The following is a 16,795-nucleotide window of genomic DNA, read 5'->3' as shown; positions in this document are numbered from 1 at the left end:
GTCTTACATCAAGCGATGTGAATTGATTTTTTATTGTTTGTGAGAAATTTGCGTTGGTATTCTCCCGTTGCTGATGTTTATTACAATGCAAGACCGCACTATCCAAAGGAACTAATTGACCGGTCTGTGGCTTTAGCCCAACTTGACTCAGATGCATCGATTCTTGAGGTTGGTTGTGGCCCAGGAAATGCGACGGTGGCTTTTGCTCAATTTGGTTTTTCAATGACGTGTATTGAGCCAAACCAGGATTTTTATCATTTGGCACAACACAACTGCGATCGCTATCCAAAAGTTACAATTTGCAATACTTCATTTGAGGAGTGGGAACTAGAAGCAAAACAGTTCAATGCCGTTCTATCTGCCAATGCCTTTCATTGGATACCGCCAGAGATTAGATATACCAAGACAGCATTGGCAATGTGCGATAACGGTTTTCTTATTTTGCTATGGAATCTGACCCCAGAACCGAAATACGAAGTTTACCAAGTTCTAGAGGAAGTGTATCAAGCTTATGCGCCCTCCCTTGTTCGATATGAAGGTGCCCAGATTCAAGCAGAGATTTTGAGGGGGTTTGAACAAGAGATTTTAGACTCCAATTGTTTTCAAGAGTTGGTTGTCGAGCAAACTGCGTGTGAAGTCACCTATAGCATTGATGACTACCTCAAGCTTTTGAGTACCTTACGGAGAGTAGAGCCACAAGCCAAAGAGTTACTATTTGCAGAATTGCGCCAGAAGCTAGAAAAATTTGGAGATAGCGTACAACTCTCGTTTCTTTCTGCTGTTCATGTTGCCCGCACTTCCCCCGTGAGAGGTTAAGAGAATTGCACAAATGTCTGCGATGGTGCAAAAAAACGGGATAGATTCAGCTTGAGGACTGGTTTTTGCAGAGCTTTGACTACTCCTAAATCTTGATTCTCTTTTGCAGCAAAGTGCCTCCTCCCCCCACCTCTGCTACGATTATCATTTTTATTTAAAACTTTTTGAGTATTTTAGCTGATTGACAAAATGTACTTTTTCTTAAACTCTCACAGATGGCTATGACCCAAAGATGCTGTACAAGTCAAGATTTAAACGAATTCAGAGGTTAGTTCATGGATTTTCTATCAGACACCGTTGCCCTATCGCGGATGCAGTTTGCACTGACGGCGATCTTTCACATGCTATGGCCTTATGGAGTCGAATAATAAATAAAATCTAATCAAAGCCTATGTTCCTTGCTATGACTGGATTTTAAATTTTTGAGCCTTTCTATAAAACGGCTATTTTAATGCCGTACCATAAAACCAACGCAAGAGCCAAAACAATTTATCTTCCCTATTAGCTACCTTTAATATTCTGGCGTTTCTGTTTCATACTCTACTTGACCTCACTTCGGAAAAATACCAATTTATTTTATTCGCCAGCATTTACCAACGCGCAAAACTTTTTTTGATGACTTACGAGCTTTAACCCGTTATCTTTACTTTGGTAGCTGGGAAAATCTACTTGACTTTATGATCCACGGTTTGGAATTAGAGTTTCATCCCAACACAAGCTGAAAACATCATTTTTTGAGAATACTCACAATTCCGTGTAATACATGGATATTCTACCTGATCCCATGTATTACTTGGTAGATCGTTGTCTCTAACAATCTGTTTTAAATAGCCAGACATACCTTCAATTCAGCATTTAGAAGTATTTTCAACAGATCCCAGCTTCCATCTGTTAATTTTAATCTCAAGTCTTGATAACTATTCTCATAATGAGAATTGCTGAATTACTCTTGGTTCGCCCATTTTTCCAGGGTTAGAAGACAGGAGTTGTAAGTTTGTATAAAGTGATTATAGAAAATTATTTAGAAGAAAAAGATCACTCATATTTAAGCAGAGTGATCTTTTAACTCAAAATTAATAAACATATTTAAATTATCATTTTTAGTTTTAAAAATCAATCATTAGTACCTGACTTTTCACGGTATGTGGAAAAGGTCATTTTTAGTTTTTAGAAAACTTGTATTTTTTTGTTAGCTTTCCACATTCACTCCTAGCTATTGCAAATAAGCTTGTGGAAAAAGTGACGTTATTTGATTGAGGATTGGCTGTGAAAAGTCAGGATTAGTACAATCAAAATTAATTAAATTAAGTTTCGATGATTACCTTACTTTAATTTAGAACAATAGCTAATTTTTTATATGTATACCCATCACAATAAATAATTATTATATTAACTAATTAATTCTTAAGAGGGATTACATATTCATTTTTTTATCTGTAATACAGTAAACTTTATTGATTAGTTAATAGACTGATTTAAGTAAATATAAAGCCTTAAAATTATCTTAAAACCTCATTCTTTAGAGTTATTTCTGCTTTAAAACTATAGACAGATAGCAAGCCATAATAAAGTTAAGTAACATAAAGCATATAAACAGATTATTAAAGGAAATTAACAATGGGACTTTATCCTAGTGACGCAACTGAAACTGCATACAATGGCAAAGACCGTAATGCGGGGGATATTGGTATTACTCCTCAAACCGAACTTTGGAACGGTCGTTTAGCTATGATCGGTTTTATTGCTTATTTAATTTGGGATCTTAAAGGCTACAGTGTCTTGCGAGATGTGCTTCATCTTGTTTCCAACAATTAATTATTGCTCAAAATCGATCGCAGTTAAGTAAGAATAAGTATCGCCCTTCTAGGGCGACTGTTAATTTTTAGTTTATTATTTCAAAATCTCAAGAATAGTTGAACAAACATAGTTGAAAAAAATCAAGGATTATCTACTGACTAGTTAAAGATATTAGAGCAAAAGCAGCCTTTTAATTTTTTCATCTGACTATAAATTAATGGTTATAATTTAGCAATTTCAATTGTGTAGAAGTCTGTTTGTGATAATCACTCGCAAACAGACTTAACTTATTTTCTGGTTTTTAATTAAGCTTGCTCCCAGAGTTCACGCACATGATCGGGTAGCCAACTAGCAATTTCCTCTATCCGTTCTTTAGAAAGCTTGTCTTTAGTGGCAGAAAATACCGCTTTCACTGCCTGTTCTCGGTCAACTGTTCCTGGCTTACCGCCTTCATTAGCAACTCGGAACAAAAAGCGATCTGAATCTATCTTGAAGATGCCAGGGCCTTGCCAAGGTGGGCGAACCCGGCTCAAAAATCCTACTATCGGATTGGTATCTTTCCAAAGATCGGCTACCTCGAACTGGAGTGCTTTCTCATCAGTAGGTACAGCCTCTGTATGCAATTCTGCCTCTACGCGATCGCTGGCTTCGGTCGTCATTAAGTCGCGCATAACGCGGAACACCACTTCGGTAAAGTCTCTTGCATCATACAAATCTGCAAATCCGGCTTTGACCATGACTTTTTCCAAGAACGAGTGATGTTCATCGGCAATCGCAGTTCGAGAATCTTCAATCTCCGTTGGGTCAACTTCTGGAATATTTGTTCTAAATGTTTGATCGGGCATTGTTTTTCCCTATACTCCTTAACATTGAGTCTTTATGCTTACTTATGTAAGGTCGCACAATCCAAAAATACTTGGGATCGTCCAAAAGTCCGAGATGCCATCTATTCAAAAGTAATAGATTTAGCAAATTAATCAAGATGTGGTTCAGTCCAATATCAGGGTTAGCGCGTCTCAAACCCTAATGGCAGGGCGATTATGCCAGAGGGTCTGAGTTTGAGAGAGCCGCAGCCAACACTGAAAGCATGTAGCGATGTTGTCTACGACGGGCTACGCCTACGCTTACTATACCCCTAACTCAAAGCCCTATTTTCTCATAATTCATTCTCATTAAAATTAAGTTTTCGAGAATAAAATATAGTGTGAAACTCTTGCTATTGGGTTGTTTCATGACTTAACGGGAAAAGTCAAGAGTCTTAACGACTTGGAGTCACGCCTCAGCCAATAGCTTTCTTATTGACTTGCAAAGTCGCCCAACAGTTAGCCCGCAGATGCTGCGCGAACTGCGATAGGAAAAGAGAAGTATTTTCACCAGTGTACGGTTACAAAAAGCAGCATAACACTATCGATTTGCACTTTTTATCCCCCCCTACCGGATTGAAGTTTTTAGAGAATACATGGTCTACTGAGAAGCTAGACCCTCAAATAATTTGGCTGCAAAGGACACTTCTTAAATATGAACACGGTAGCGTTCACAGGTATTTCGTCCTTCGGCTGGCTGTACTGGGTAATACAGCCGCATTTAGCTATGCACATTCCAGATGGCTTCCTGAACTTACCCGTTATCGCGATCACCTGGATAATCGCCATTGGCCTAATTGCAGTCGCTATTAGGCGATCGCAAGCAGAATACCAAGAACGAGCTGTACCTTTAATGGGAGTTTGTGCAGCATTTATCTTTGCAGCACAAATGATTAATTTTCCAATTCCTGGAGGCACTTCTGGACACCTTTTAGGCGGAACGCTTGCAGGAGCTTTATTAGGACCGTGGGCTGGGTCACTAGTGATGGTAACAGTGTTCATCGTTCAGGGTGTTCTGTTTCAAGATGGAGGACTGACGGTATTAGGGGCCAACATCTTTAACATGGGATTGATCGGTACGTTTGGTGGTTACTATCTCTATCGAACAGTTAGATTTGCTACTGGGCGCGATACCTTGCGAGGAGTGGTAATTGGCGCAGCGATCGCAGCCTGGACAAGCGTAGTGGTAGCCTCAATTGTGTGTGCTTTGGAACTTGCTTTATCGGGAACGATTCCTCTAGCGGTGGCTTTAACAGCTATGGCTTCTTGGCACATCTTAATTGGCATTGGTGAGGCGCTGATTACTGTGGTAGCACTCAGTTTTATTTGGCGGACTCGACCTGATTTATTTTACGATCCGCCCCGTCAGACAAAATCAAAATCACCTATCTCTCGTCCCCTCTCCCGGTATTAAAAGGTATTTATGAAATCAGGACTGAATGCTTATGAGTAGCAACCTATCGCATTCGCGCAACCGTGCCTTTGTCATCGCTGGCTTAGGCATTGCTCTGCTGATTGCAATTTTCCTTTCGCCATTGGCTAGCAAAAATCCCGATGGGCTAGATAGAGTCTCAAAAGACCTGAAGTTTGACAGCAAAGAACTTGAAGAGAAACCCGCTCAGAAATTACCCTTTTACAGCATTTTTGATGAGTATGCCCTCAGAGGTGTACCATCCGAGATCGCCACTCCTTTAGCTGGTCTAATCGGAACATTAGCAACTTTCGGTTTAGCTTGGGGCATTGGCAAATTAGTTGTGCGTGGTTCAACTTCACCTTCCACAGAACATGATGGCTATTCAGACTCAGATGCCCCAGATTAAATATAGATAGGAACTTAACAGAATGCTGCTACACGTTGGGGCATTTGTGCTGGATATCGATAGCAAGCAGGTTACTCCCTGGCACAAACTCGCTCCCCGTACCCGAATACTGTGTACATTGTTATTCGTGTTTGCCAATGTCCTAACGCCAGATGGACATTGGTGGACTTGGGCTATTTATGGATTGGCTCTAGTCAGCCTGCTATTGCTGAGTCAAGTCACCCTATTAGTACTACTGAAACGGTTGGCAGTTGAGTTCACATTTATTGGTGTCGTTCTCCTGGGTACTTTATTCCGGGGTGGGGGCGAGGTGTTATGGTCTTGGGGGCCATTACAGATTACAACAGTGGGGCTAACTGTCTTAGGTAGTGTAACGCTTAAGGCATTGCTATCACTGTTGATACTAAATTTACTAACTTTAACAACTTCGGTAACGGCGCTGCTTCATGCCCTGCTTGAATTGAGAACTCCACCACTACTAGTAGCAATTTTGGCATCTATGTATCGCTACATCAGCGTGTTGATTGGCGAGTTTAACGCTATGCGTCGAGCAGCCGAGTCCCGAAACCTAATGAACAGCAATCGCTCGATCCGGTTAATTGTTGGCAACATGATTGGAGCGCTGTTTATCCGCACTTATGACCGAGGTAATCTGGTTTATCAGGCGATGCTGTCACGAGGTTATCAAGGAGTACCACCGATGATGGAAAAAGTTTCGTCAGGAGGACGATCTGACATTGTGGCTTTGAGTTTAACTATAATTTTGGCGCTGCTAGGTCAGGCTATTTACTGGCGGAAATAACTCTTGTTCAGATTCTCTCAATGCACCATAATCCAATATCAATTCAAAATCTTAGCTATATATATCCTGATGGAACTCAAGCTTTGAGAGAAATTAATTTGTCTATCAAAGCAACCCAGCGAGTAGCATTAATCGGAGCCAATGGTTCGGGAAAATCTACGTTACTGTTACATCTCAATGGAATTATCATGCCTCAGTCGGGACAAGTGACGATTGGAGAGTGGGCTATAACTGTTGAAAATTTGCGAAACATTCGGAATTTTGTCGGCTTGGTGTTCCAGAATCCTGATAATCAGTTGTTCATGACAACAGTTTGGGAAGATGTTGCTTTTGGCCCGATGAATATGGGTGTACAAGGTGAAGAATTACAACAGCGAGTTCTTCATGCAATGGCAGCAGTTGATATCGATCCCCAATGGTATGGGCAACGCTATACAGGTAATTTATCTGGAGGTGAAAAGAAACGGATTGCGATCGCTGGAGTTTTAGCAATGAACCCACAGATATTAGTATTTGATGAACCCTCTGCTCAGTTAGATCCCCGTTCTCGCCGTCAATTCATCGAGCTACTGCAAAGCTTACCTCTGACGCAACTGATTGCAACCCACGATTTAGATTTAGCTTTGGATTTATGCGATCGCACAGTTGTTCTGAGTCAAGGTCAGGTCGTATATGATGGCAAAACTGAGCAGGTAATGAGCAACCCAGAGTTTTTGCTTGGGCACGCTTTAGAGTCACCACTAAGCTATAGTCGCCCTTACTGTCAGCTGGAACATGCACCTATCAGCCCATCTCGCAGAGTGTAAATTCGTTTGAGTCAATCACATTAAATTGTTACTCAAACAGATATTTGCTACTAAGAAGATTTTTAGCAGTAATTTAGATTGAAAACTATTAGTAAAGTGTCACTGAGCAATTTTAAACCCATAAAAATTTACCAAAAATAGCCACATGGATTCTCATCAAGAAAACTTATCCAATATAAAGCATAGCTACAGTGAAGCATCTCTACAGGATTTGGTGAAGCGATTGTCCCGTATTGAAGGACATGTTCGAGGTGTAAAGAATATGGTTGAAACAAGTCGTCCTTGTCCAGATGTATTAGTTCAAATAGCTGCTGTGCGAGGGGCAATTCAGCAGGTTGGTAGAATTATTTTGAATGAATATCTCAAGGAATCCGTTGCTCGAACTGCCCAAGAGGGAGATATTAAAACTGAGATTGAAGCATTAAAGACGGTGTTAGATCGCTTTTTAACTTAGATTTAGCTTTGCTACACAGTGTATTACTCGTTAGTTACTGCTATCAAATTGATTAAAACTTTAGATATTGTTTATTCAACTTAATTCCGATTTTATAATAACTATCTTGGCAAAATATAGTGATGTCTAACAAACTTGAGCGATTTATATGCTTACTAATTTGTTTGTGTTTTTTAGTTCCGTCTGTACCAGTCAAAGCGGAAACTCCAGAAGAATGGGTCACTCTAGGAAAGCGCATACATGGAGGTTTTGGTAGTTACATTGCTCTAGGAATCCGTATAGGATTAGATGCAATGAAGCGTCTTGATGCCAAACCACGCGAATTGGATGTTACTTATTTTGATGGTGCTAATGCACCATGTCCTTGCGTTGTTGATGGCATTATGATTGCTACAGTTGCCACACCAGGACAAAACTCTCTACGGGTTATACCCTCTAAAAGCGACTCAAGTAACTTTGGGGTTGTTGTAATTAAGAATAAAAAAACAGGAGAATTACTTCGTTATGTAATACCTGCTGCCGCTCGTTCTCTACTTGATAAGTGGAATCAGGATCTAAACGAACGCCAGCGCTACGATGCAGTAATGGATACGTCTAGTGATTCTTTATTTCGTGTTTTTAGTAACAATAAAAAAAGTTATAAAGCACCTAAAAATTTGTCAAAATTAGATATTTTTTGATGTCAGTAAAGTTAACTTGAGTTAAGTTTGTCTCTCTCTCTTTAGAGGTAGCTACCTTTAAAATAATAGAAATAAATATTATCTGATGAGATTGAACATCTACATCTGTATTTAATAAACTTTTTTCTCATGAGACAATTGATACGCTTTTTGAAGGCATGAAATTTGAAGATAAAAATTATGTGTGTAACCTGCGGTTGTTCTGACGATGCTGAAGTTAAAATCATCACTATTGAAACAACTGAAGTAGCAGTAATTAGCTCCCAAAATGAGCATCATCATCACCACACTCATACTTCACCTAAAGATACAGCGATCGCCCATTCTCACAATCATGATTCTCATCATGTTCACACTCACACTTTACCAGATGGCACTGTAGTCACCCATTCTCACAGTCATGATTCTATCTCCGAAGCATCTCAGATTCATGCTCAAGTACATAGTACAACTATATCTTTAGAACAAGATATCTTAGCAAAAAATAATTTAATAGCAGCCCAAAATCGGGGATGGTTTAAAGGTCGTAATATCGTTGCTTTAAATTTAATGAGTTCTCCTGGTTCAGGAAAAACAACACTATTAACTCGCACTATTAATGATTTAAAGCATCAGTTGCCTCTCAGCGTTATTGAAGGAGACCAAGAAACGATTAATGATGCTAAGAAAATTCAAGATACAGGCTGTAAAGTAGTACAAATTAACACAGGTACAGGCTGTCATTTAGATGCAGTAATGGTAGAACAGGGTTTGCAACAATTAAATCCACCTTTGAACTCAGTCGTAATGATTGAGAATGTGGGCAATCTTGTTTGTCCCGCCCTATTTGATTTGGGAGAACACCTCAAAGTGGTAATTCTGTCTGTCACTGAGGGAGAAGATAAGCCGATAAAATACCCTCATATATTCCGCGCCAGTGAGATGATGATTCTCACCAAAATTGATTTGCTTCCTTATGTGCAGTTTGACGTTCAACGTTGCATAGAATACGCCCAGCAGGTTAATCCTCAAATTCAGGTTTTTCAAGTTTCAGCAATGACTGGAACTGGGTTAGAGAGTTGGTATAAGTGGTTATCAGAAAGGGTTAGGAATAGTTCACAGGTATATCCCTAAAGTGAGTTCAAATTTTCAATCTGGACAATCCATTTAATCAACTTACAATCTAGTGTCAAAACAGTGCGCAGGAATATCCAGATGAGGACACATGACCAAAATTATTACGCTCCATTCATGATATTAACTATCTTGAATGGAGCACATTATCCTGCATACTTGTCTAAACCCAATTCTCACAAAGATGAAGATTTTTGTTGCTCTACAATACTCTACTAAAGAACAACATTATTTTTTATGAGAAAAATCCCCAGAACAGTCCTCCAAGAAGCCCACTTTTATCAAATATTTCAAACAGTGCGGTTGCAAAGAAGCCAATCATAGCCAAGCGTCCGTTCCAAATCTCTGCACTTGGTTGAAAGCCCCATCTCCAACGTGTACCGGCGTAATAGTAAGGCTCTTTAATTTCTGGGAGTAAATCCTGACTTCCTTTTGCTTCTTTTATTTCTTGCATGATTCCTTGCCTTTTTGAGAAGAGTGTTTGTACTTTATCTATCTTGTCTCCCATCTTAAAAAAACTTTACAGAATCCTCGTCTTCCCAACGATACAAAAAGTTACACAAAAAAAACCAAAGAATTTACGCCAAAGAAACAAACAATTTCTGCCAAAAGTTGAACACTTAGTTGTGTTAGATAACACAAGAGATAAATAAGAACTTCACCTTGCTGCAAAGATGAAGGAGAGCAAAGCACGCTATGAGTAATATTTTGAGATTGCTGTTTGTCATGTGAGAAGGGGGTAAATTTACCCCCTGAAAATTTCTACACAGTCACTACCTTGGGTTGAGGTTTAGTGAATAACTCAGCTAAATGATGTGGTTGGCGATCGCGCCAGTTCCCCTTATGATACGCATACCCCGCAATTAACGGGAACGCCACAGTCGCCTCAGAAAACACCATCTGTTCAGTAGCTTTATCCACCTTCCCCCAAGAATGCGCTTCTTTGAGAGTAGAACCAGATAAAGCACCATCCCGTTCATCGGCGACCGTGACTTGAATTGTATACTTGTGCATACTCGTCTCAAACCCCAGCATTTCCGCAGCTACCACCGTATCCTGGGCGAAGTTTTTCGGTACACCACCACCAATCATCACCAAACCAGTGTAATTGGAAGCCAGTTTGCACTGCGTCAACTCCCGGAAGTCTCGCACCGAGTCAATCGTTAAATGAGATTCTGGGGAATTCCATTGGTGATGCACTAAGCCAAAGCCAGCCGAACAGTCACTAAAAGCAGGGACAAAAATTGGTACTTGGTGTTGATAAGCAGCTTGCACTACAGATTGACCATAATTACCCCGACGTTCTAAATAAGCCGCCATCTGCTCAATAAATTCCCGTGAAGAATAGGGACGCTTCTCTAAATTCTCGGCGATTTCGGCGATCGTCATGTCACACACCCGCAGTTGATCTTCATCAATGTAGGTGTCATATATGCGGTCTATTCGTTGCTGACGCAGTATCTCATCATCAGCAAAGGGGTCGCCAACATAATGACGATAACCTAACGCTTCAAAGAAATCTTGGTCAACAATGTTAGCGCCAGTAGACACGATCGCATCTACCATATTGTGAGTAATTAAGTCGTGGACTATTCCCTTGAGTCCAGCACTAAACAAAGACCCAGCTAAACACAGAATAATCGTACATTCTTTATCTTGCAGCATTGCGTCATAAATTTTTGCTGCCCGTCCTAAATTTCGACCTTGGAAAGCTGTCTTACCCATAGCTTCCACTAAGCCAACAACATCGAAAGCTTTAATGTCAATTGGTTGCACAGTCTGTTGCAAAAGTTCTTCACGATTCATGGTAGATTGTCCTTTTTATTGAAAATAAAAATCATACGGTCTGCATAGCGACTAGAAGGCAAGTCTTGCCAACGTACTAGGCGCTTCGCAGTGGTCGTACCAGGACAAACCAGGATCAGATTGCCGTCTTTTATTTAACTTGACGTGCAATTTCCAGATACTCATGAGTTGGGTGAGACGATTGTTCAATTTTGCTACTAATGACTTCTCAAACACTACAAGTCACCCATCATACTCAATTTACGCCAAACTAACAAGTGGTTGTCAAAACTCGCTCAATTCTTTCCAACGCCCAATCTATTTCATCTTGGGAAATAACCAAGGGTGGAGCAAAACGAATGACATTCTCTCTAGTTTCTTTAGCTAATAATCCCTCTTTAGCTAAGGCTTTACAAAAACGTCTAGCACCACCAGCTTCGGGGTGCAATTCCATCCCAATTAATAAACCTTTGCCACGCACTTCCTTGATATATGAACTCTCAATTGATTGTAATTTCGTGATGAAATACTCTCCTAGTTGTAAGGCTTTTTCTGACAACTCTTCTTCTAGAATTACATCAAGTGCGGCAATTCCAATAGCAGCAGCTAAGGGATTTCCGCCAAAGGTACTACCATGATCTCCAGGTTGAAATACACCCATCACTTCCTCTGTCGAAATAAACGCAGAAATGGGATAAAATCCACCAGATAAAGCTTTACCTACAGTTATGCCATCTGGCTTAACATTCTCATATTGATGGGCAAACATTTTACCTGTTCTTCCTAAACCAGTTTGAATTTCATCAAAAACCAGTAATACATTATGATGGCGACAGATTTGTTCTGCTTGCTTTAAAAACCCATTAGGAGGAACAATAATACCTCCCTCACCCTGAATTGGTTCTACCAAGAATGCAGCAGTGTTAGGAGTAATTGATTTTTCTAATGTTTCAGCATCACCAAAAGGAATAACTTTAAACCCAGTAGTTAAAGGCCCAAATCCATCTTGATATTGTTCTTCTGTAGAAAAACTGATTAAACTAATAGTGCGTCCAGAAAAATTATTACTACAAACAATAATTTCTGCTTGATTTTCTGGTACACCTTTTACTTTATAAGCCCATTTACGAATGGCTTTGATAGCCGTTTCCACAGCTTCGGCTCCCGAATTCATGGGTAGCACTTTAGGTAAACCAGAAATCTCAGAAAGCTTCTCATAAAATCTTCCCAATTGGTCATTGCGAAAAGCCCTGGAAGTTAGTGTAACTTTCTCGGCTTGCTCAATCATGGCTGCAAGGATTTTGGGATGACAATGACCTTGATTTAATGCTGAGTAAGCTGAAAGAAAATCTAGGTATTTTTTACCTTCTATATCCCATATCCACACTCCTTGCCCTTTAGTAATGACTACATCTAAAGGATGGTAATTATCAGCACCATATTGTTGTTCTATTTCAATATAATCCTGGCTATTCATAGTGTTGAGGTTGGGAATTCCCAGAGTTACGTTTGTTGCTTGCATATTTACTCCTGATAGCTTTGAGGGGTTGAAATAAAACTAGAAAATATCTGAAAGACTACCAATTGAATGAGACATTCAACAGGTATGAGCATAATTTGAAAAAATCCCGTTCAGTTCTTCGTTTTATAGTTCCCAATTGCAGGGCGCTATTTACAATGAGAGCAATACTGCAACTCACTTTTCTTCGGTCTGCATATCAAAGATATACGCAACTTTGATACTGATGGATTTTTTCTAAATATCTAAATAGCCGATAATTATTGACCAGCCATTCCCTTTTCTTCCAGATACGCAACTTGTGTAGGACTTCTGCCTACTTTTAGTGAAGAAAACCAGTTGCCCACTCTGTCTGAATGTAAAATTTTGCTGGCATAACAACCAAGGGTGTAAAGTGCAATCTTTTTAAGAATACTTTTATTTATATCCGCAATTCACAGATAAAAAATAAAAGTTGATAAACAGGCGCTGGGTATTCTAACTTAGAGACTTTTGTCTCATTCACAGTTATACCAAAGTGCCGGATTTATACTCTTGTTTTTACCTTACTTCTGATAGATAGCCTACAGAAGTTAAAGGGATAACTTAGTATATCACTGTTTTACATGAGAGCAATTATAAAATCCATTCTTTGTCCAATTTTTTAGACAAATACCTGTTTGTTTCCACAAACTCATTTTGCTGTGTACTTTTCCATCTGGCATAATCGCATCAGTTATAATAACCTGATGAAGGTTGGTTGAAATTAGATATCTTGCTCCGGTCAAATTGGCTTTTGTGAGGTTAGCTTTAGTGAAATTCGTCTGATTTAGATTGGTCTGACTCAAATTAGCTAAAGTTAGATAAGCTGATGTGAAGTTAGCATAACTCAAATCTGCCTGAGTTAGATTTGCTAATATCAGAAAAGATTCTTTGAAGCAAGTTCCACGCAGATCAGCTTCATTCAAATTAACATCCATCAAAGAAGCCCTACTTAAGTCAGCCCAACTAAGGTTTACTCCTCTCAAATTCACCCCTCTCATGTATATTCCTTGAAGGTTTATCCCACAGAAATTACGTTGTCCTGCTGCATACCTCTGCAATACTTCTTCTGCTTCCATGCTTATATTCTCCTTTGTTAACTTTCTTTAGGTAGCAGAATGCTAACAAAGACATCGGAAATTAAACAATTTTAGATAAATTATGATGACGGTTTTGTAAGGTTTTTAATTCTGGTTAATTTAATTATTTTCACAAATAAATTTTCATCTAACTATCTTAGTTCTAATTATCCGATGACTTCTGTTTATTGAGCTTTTTAGTAAGTTGTACAATCCAGTTTGGAGTCTCTGCATTTTCCCAACCAGCAGGGCGCTTAGAGATATACCAGCCAATTGAACCAACAATTGTAGCTAGTAGAAAGCCGCCAAGTATCATTGCCAGCAAAGAAATTTGGATATATCTTGTATATGTAGGATTAGTTGCTATCTCGATCAGGATTAACATTTAAAATTTCATATCCTGTAAATACGCCCACTCTAGCGATATAAAATTAAGAAATGCTGGTTAGTCTTCACTAGTAATGACTAAAAAGGAATTTCTTTCTTAATTCAAAATATTTGAGTAAAAAAATTATGAGTAATATTTTTTTGTTAAATATTCTTAACTAGCTATAAAAAATTATCTTTTTACATTACTATCCAAACTATCAAATACAGATTAGCATTGAATTCCCAAACTCTCAATGCTGGGGTGGGGGATGAAAAAGTGAAAGATTATTTCAGCGCCTATGCCAGCAAAAAAATAAACAACCAGAAAAATCCAGCTATCACGTCTCACCTTCTTGAAACGCTAACTCCAACGAAAATGGTAGGCATCCAGGATTGACAGCCGCCCACTCGTTAGCTTCTGCAATTAGAGTTTTGTTACTTGAATCGAGATAAAATTGCATTTTGGCAGTCTGCTCCAAACGTTCGCGTTCCTTACCTCCAATCAAGCATCGCGCAATCAGGCAATACTCTCTAGCTACACGTTTGGCATGGGATGCTGCTTGGAGTCGCAACTTAGTCAGATTCTTCAGTTCTGACAAAGCGAGAGTTGTTGCTGAATCGCCTGAAGATGTACTTTGCTCGCTAACTTCGGCTTTTTGTAACGCTTCAGGCAGCACAATTGCAGGTGTAGATGCAGTAGGTGGAATACTGACAGAATTGATTAATAAGTTTTTGTTATTGTAATTTTCAGCCGCGCTGGGGGTAGAGAGGTATTTAAAATCCTTATCTGAATTACTTTGATTAACGTTTTTATCCAGTTGTATAATATTTGAAGAAACTAATGAATTATCAGATTTCTTGACAGTTGAGGTTAAAGACAAATCTTCTGGCTGTAATAAATTCAATTCTTCAGAATTAAAATTAGTTTCCTCAAATTCATCTTGTACCTGTGGTAAAAACAATTCCCCTTCAGACTTAGCAACTTCTTCAAAACTTGCTACTGCCAACTGCCCTGTAGGGGCATCGGCAGCCGGAGGTAAACAGTTACAAAAAACCTTCATATAGTAAAAATGACCGTCACTTTGCTTTTGGTAAGGGTTTTCAACACTCTGTTTTGCAAATGAGTTTTGAACGCTATTAAATTGCCCGTCATTACTTGATTGATAAGGGTTTAAGCTATTTTCCGTCCACGGATCTAAGATGTAGCGCGTGGGATGCCACAAATGCAAGTGCTTTTGTAGTGTCTCTTGTGAGATAGTTTTGTGAAAGCGGCGCTTGTATTCAGCACGTATTGCTTTACCCCGTTCAGTAGCCCCTACTGGCAACCCTCTATCCCACTCTATTGTCTTTACCACTAACTGGATGCGTCGTTGAGCTTGTTGGCTGCGTTCCCAGTTCTGTTGCTTACGACGGTCAAATGGAATTACGTTATCTTTGGGTTTATCTATGTTGCTAATGCCTGCTATGGCTTCTGCAAATGTGTTGGCAAATGTACCCAATAGCCTTTCGGGATAACTAATGTAGGCGCTGTACCATTTGTTGCGAATTGTGGATTCTACCCAATGCCGCACTCTAGCTTCGATTTCGTGTTGATGTCGGCAATATTGGCTGTAGCCGGGGGCGTTAATTGCGGTAGTAAGGCAAAATTCGACTAATTTATCACTCTCTAAGTCTAAAAAGACGATTCCGTAGCCTACAAAGATTTGTAGGAGGGTGTTTGTTTGTCCTTTTCCTGTCCAGCCTGTGGTGATGATTTCTTCCCAGTTGGCACGCCACTGGGCAGCATCAGCAGACTCTTGCTTACGATATCTCTCCCGTGAAATTTGTTTTTTGGCTTTGTTCCCTACCTGTTTTAGTTTGGTTAAATCTTGCCGACTTGCCGCGCGATCGCAATAATCGAGGAAGATAGAAACTGAGTCGCTAATTGGTTGTAGGTCATCATTAAGTAGAAATGACCCACTACCCGGTTGCATGGGGCAACGGATGGCTTTGTAGTTAGTTATTTGTTTGGCACTATATGGTTTGGTGTTGGGGAAGATTTCTAGGTGTCCTTGGCGGAGGATAAAGCCTGCGTTTCTTAAGGTAATCTCTAGGGCGCAGGCTAGGGGAAAGGTGGGTAGGGGGGATGCGAAGCTTAGGATTAGGTGATAGCCGCCACTAAAGCTGGACTGGAGAATGATGATATCGACTATGCCGATGTCCTCTAGCACCGCTTTGATGCGATTTATGGATTCAATGTTATGGTAGTCGCCTTCTAGGTCTAAATCGATTGTGGCGTAACGAGTTGTGTCGTTAAAGCGCAGACCTACTAGTTTCGACTTGTCTTGGTGCAGGTTCCACAGTTGGGAAGGTTGGAGGTAATAATCGATAGTGCGCCATGCTGGTTTTACACCTTGTGCTTGATTTGGGGCAACTATCGCCCCAAATGGATGCCAAAAGCGCTCTACGTAGCGTTTGCCCACGGATTCTGCGGGCAGGTGGGGTTTGATTTTCTTTTTTGAAGGCTGTGAAAGGCTTAATTGGGGCTTGTTCTCAAAATCTCCCCCGAAATTTTCTTGGTACATGAGTGACTGTCCTGATGATTTTTGTGCATCAGGTAGTCTCGCTGTTGGTCAAAATGTGTTAGCCTAAATTTGAAATTTTTATGTTTAAGCGGTTGGTTATCCGCTTGTTGGAGGCGACTGGTAATCGTCTCGTGGTTGAAAGCAAACAAAGGTTTATACTTGTTTAGGCTTAGACATACGTAGGCTTAGGCTAAGATTTAGTCCAACACGCTTCACCAACAACAATGCGACTACCCAACTTTTTTTTGGTAATTATTTAAATGAGGCAGTTCGAGCGAAGTTGTCACTAAATCGACAAAAGAGTTTT

At 39.8% G+C, this 16,795-nt stretch carries 16 protein-coding genes and 1 pseudogene; 10 read left to right on the top strand and 7 right to left on the bottom strand.

Features of this window, described 5'->3' with window-relative positions; genetic code table 11:
* Window positions 1-39 precede the first annotated feature (39 nt).
* From ACM0OY_RS28935 to ACM0OY_RS28925, 3 genes and pseudogenes are all read left to right on the top strand, one after another.
* A complete protein-coding gene (locus ACM0OY_RS28935) occupies window positions 40-816 on the top strand; it encodes a class I SAM-dependent methyltransferase (protein ID WP_414572225.1) in 777 nt (258 codons plus the stop codon).
* A 480-nt stretch (window positions 817-1,296) separates the two neighbouring features.
* A pseudogene (locus ACM0OY_RS28930) lies at window positions 1,297-1,538 on the top strand (ISNCY family transposase); the annotation flags it as partial.
* Window positions 1,539-2,433: 895 nt separating this feature from the next.
* On the top strand, window positions 2,434-2,631 hold the full coding sequence (locus tag ACM0OY_RS28925) for a chlorophyll a/b-binding protein (protein WP_414572224.1): 198 nt from the start codon (window positions 2,434-2,436) through the stop codon (window positions 2,629-2,631).
* Window positions 2,632-2,918: 287 nt separating this feature from the next.
* Here the strand turns inward: ACM0OY_RS28925 and ACM0OY_RS28920 are convergent, their stop codons facing one another.
* Window positions 2,919-3,458, bottom strand: coding sequence for a DUF2267 domain-containing protein (locus ACM0OY_RS28920; RefSeq protein WP_414572223.1), 540 nt, complete (start codon window positions 3,456-3,458; stop codon window positions 2,919-2,921).
* A 673-nt stretch (window positions 3,459-4,131) separates the two neighbouring features.
* Here ACM0OY_RS28920 and cbiM point away from each other — a divergent pair.
* The 7 genes from cbiM (at window position 4,132) to hypB (ending at window position 9,151) form a co-directional block, all read left to right on the top strand.
* A complete protein-coding gene (cbiM, locus tag ACM0OY_RS28915; RefSeq protein WP_414572222.1) occupies window positions 4,132-4,890 on the top strand; it encodes a cobalt transporter CbiM in 759 nt (252 codons plus the stop codon).
* Window positions 4,891-4,921: 31 nt separating this feature from the next.
* Window positions 4,922-5,296, top strand: a complete 375-nt coding sequence (locus tag ACM0OY_RS28910; protein WP_414572221.1) for a PDGLE domain-containing protein — start codon at window positions 4,922-4,924, stop codon at window positions 5,294-5,296.
* A gap of 22 nt (window positions 5,297-5,318) precedes the next feature.
* Window positions 5,319-6,098 (top strand): cobalt ECF transporter T component CbiQ, encoded by a 780-nt coding sequence (cbiQ, locus tag ACM0OY_RS28905; protein ID WP_414572220.1) that lies wholly within the window; start codon window positions 5,319-5,321, stop codon window positions 6,096-6,098.
* 20 nt (window positions 6,099-6,118) lie between these two features.
* Window positions 6,119-6,904, top strand: coding sequence for an energy-coupling factor ABC transporter ATP-binding protein (locus ACM0OY_RS28900; protein ID WP_414572219.1), 786 nt, complete (start codon window positions 6,119-6,121; stop codon window positions 6,902-6,904).
* A 145-nt stretch (window positions 6,905-7,049) separates the two neighbouring features.
* A complete protein-coding gene (locus ACM0OY_RS28895; RefSeq protein WP_414572218.1) occupies window positions 7,050-7,358 on the top strand; it encodes a metal-sensitive transcriptional regulator in 309 nt (102 codons plus the stop codon).
* A gap of 122 nt (window positions 7,359-7,480) precedes the next feature.
* Window positions 7,481-8,038, top strand: coding sequence for a formylmethanofuran dehydrogenase subunit E family protein (locus ACM0OY_RS28890; protein WP_414572217.1), 558 nt, complete (start codon window positions 7,481-7,483; stop codon window positions 8,036-8,038).
* A gap of 180 nt (window positions 8,039-8,218) precedes the next feature.
* A complete protein-coding gene (gene hypB / locus ACM0OY_RS28885) occupies window positions 8,219-9,151 on the top strand; it encodes a hydrogenase nickel incorporation protein HypB (protein WP_414572216.1) in 933 nt (310 codons plus the stop codon).
* A 235-nt stretch (window positions 9,152-9,386) separates the two neighbouring features.
* Here hypB and ACM0OY_RS28880 read toward each other — a convergent pair whose 3' ends face one another.
* From ACM0OY_RS28880 to ACM0OY_RS28855, 6 genes are all read right to left on the bottom strand, one after another.
* Window positions 9,387-9,605 (bottom strand): chlorophyll a/b-binding protein, encoded by a 219-nt coding sequence (locus ACM0OY_RS28880; RefSeq protein ID WP_414572215.1) that lies wholly within the window; start codon window positions 9,603-9,605, stop codon window positions 9,387-9,389.
* Between the two features lie 308 nt (window positions 9,606-9,913).
* Window positions 9,914-10,957, bottom strand: coding sequence for a 1,9-bis(guanidino)-5-aza-nonane synthase (locus ACM0OY_RS28875; RefSeq protein ID WP_414572214.1), 1,044 nt, complete (start codon window positions 10,955-10,957; stop codon window positions 9,914-9,916).
* Between the two features lie 250 nt (window positions 10,958-11,207).
* Window positions 11,208-12,458, bottom strand: coding sequence for an ornithine--oxo-acid transaminase (rocD, locus tag ACM0OY_RS28870; protein ID WP_414572213.1), 1,251 nt, complete (start codon window positions 12,456-12,458; stop codon window positions 11,208-11,210).
* A 590-nt stretch (window positions 12,459-13,048) separates the two neighbouring features.
* The gene (locus ACM0OY_RS28865) at window positions 13,049-13,555 is read right to left on the bottom strand and encodes a pentapeptide repeat-containing protein (protein ID WP_414572212.1); all 507 of its coding nucleotides are present in this window, start codon (window positions 13,553-13,555) and stop codon (window positions 13,049-13,051) included.
* 163 nt (window positions 13,556-13,718) lie between these two features.
* Window positions 13,719-13,940: a photosystem II assembly protein Psb35 gene (gene psb35, locus ACM0OY_RS28860; RefSeq protein ID WP_414572211.1), complete on the bottom strand. Its 222-nt coding sequence runs from the start codon at window positions 13,938-13,940 to the stop codon at window positions 13,719-13,721.
* 322 nt (window positions 13,941-14,262) lie between these two features.
* On the bottom strand, window positions 14,263-16,488 hold the full coding sequence (locus tag ACM0OY_RS28855) for a hypothetical protein (RefSeq protein WP_414572210.1): 2,226 nt from the start codon (window positions 16,486-16,488) through the stop codon (window positions 14,263-14,265).
* Between the last annotated feature and the right edge of the window lie 307 nt (window positions 16,489-16,795).

It is taken from the genome of Nostoc sp. CCY 9925, from assembly GCF_963920935.1.
In the GTDB taxonomy this organism is placed as follows: Bacteria; Cyanobacteriota; Cyanobacteriia; order Cyanobacteriales; family Nostocaceae; genus Nostoc.
Note: the sequence above shows the minus strand (reverse complement) of the source record. Positions and strands in the feature narration are given on the sequence as shown.

Bases quoted from the DNA above. Each gene is read 5' to 3' on its own strand.
- hypB (WP_414572216.1), top strand. From the start codon at position 8,219: ATGTGTGTAACCTGCGGTTGTTCTGACGATGCTGAAGTTAAAATCATC.
- ACM0OY_RS28880 (WP_414572215.1), bottom strand. From the start codon at position 9,605: ATGCAAGAAATAAAAGAAGCAAAAGGAAGTCAGGATTTACTCCCAGAA.
- ACM0OY_RS28865 (WP_414572212.1), bottom strand. From the start codon at position 13,555: ATGGAAGCAGAAGAAGTATTGCAGAGGTATGCAGCAGGACAACGTAAT.
- ACM0OY_RS28895 (WP_414572218.1), top strand. From the start codon at position 7,050: ATGGATTCTCATCAAGAAAACTTATCCAATATAAAGCATAGCTACAGT.
- psb35 (WP_414572211.1), bottom strand. From the start codon at position 13,940: ATGTTAATCCTGATCGAGATAGCAACTAATCCTACATATACAAGATAT.
- ACM0OY_RS28900 (WP_414572219.1), top strand. From the start codon at position 6,119: ATGCACCATAATCCAATATCAATTCAAAATCTTAGCTATATATATCCT.
- rocD (WP_414572213.1), bottom strand. From the start codon at position 12,458: ATGCAAGCAACAAACGTAACTCTGGGAATTCCCAACCTCAACACTATG.
- cbiM (WP_414572222.1), top strand. From the start codon at position 4,132: ATGAACACGGTAGCGTTCACAGGTATTTCGTCCTTCGGCTGGCTGTAC.
- ACM0OY_RS28910 (WP_414572221.1), top strand. From the start codon at position 4,922: ATGAGTAGCAACCTATCGCATTCGCGCAACCGTGCCTTTGTCATCGCT.
- ACM0OY_RS28890 (WP_414572217.1), top strand. From the start codon at position 7,481: ATGTCTAACAAACTTGAGCGATTTATATGCTTACTAATTTGTTTGTGT.
- ACM0OY_RS28920 (WP_414572223.1), bottom strand. From the start codon at position 3,458: ATGCCCGATCAAACATTTAGAACAAATATTCCAGAAGTTGACCCAACG.
- cbiQ (WP_414572220.1), top strand. From the start codon at position 5,319: ATGCTGCTACACGTTGGGGCATTTGTGCTGGATATCGATAGCAAGCAG.
- ACM0OY_RS28925 (WP_414572224.1), top strand. From the start codon at position 2,434: ATGGGACTTTATCCTAGTGACGCAACTGAAACTGCATACAATGGCAAA.
- ACM0OY_RS28855 (WP_414572210.1), bottom strand. From the start codon at position 16,488: ATGTACCAAGAAAATTTCGGGGGAGATTTTGAGAACAAGCCCCAATTA.
- ACM0OY_RS28875 (WP_414572214.1), bottom strand. From the start codon at position 10,957: ATGAATCGTGAAGAACTTTTGCAACAGACTGTGCAACCAATTGACATT.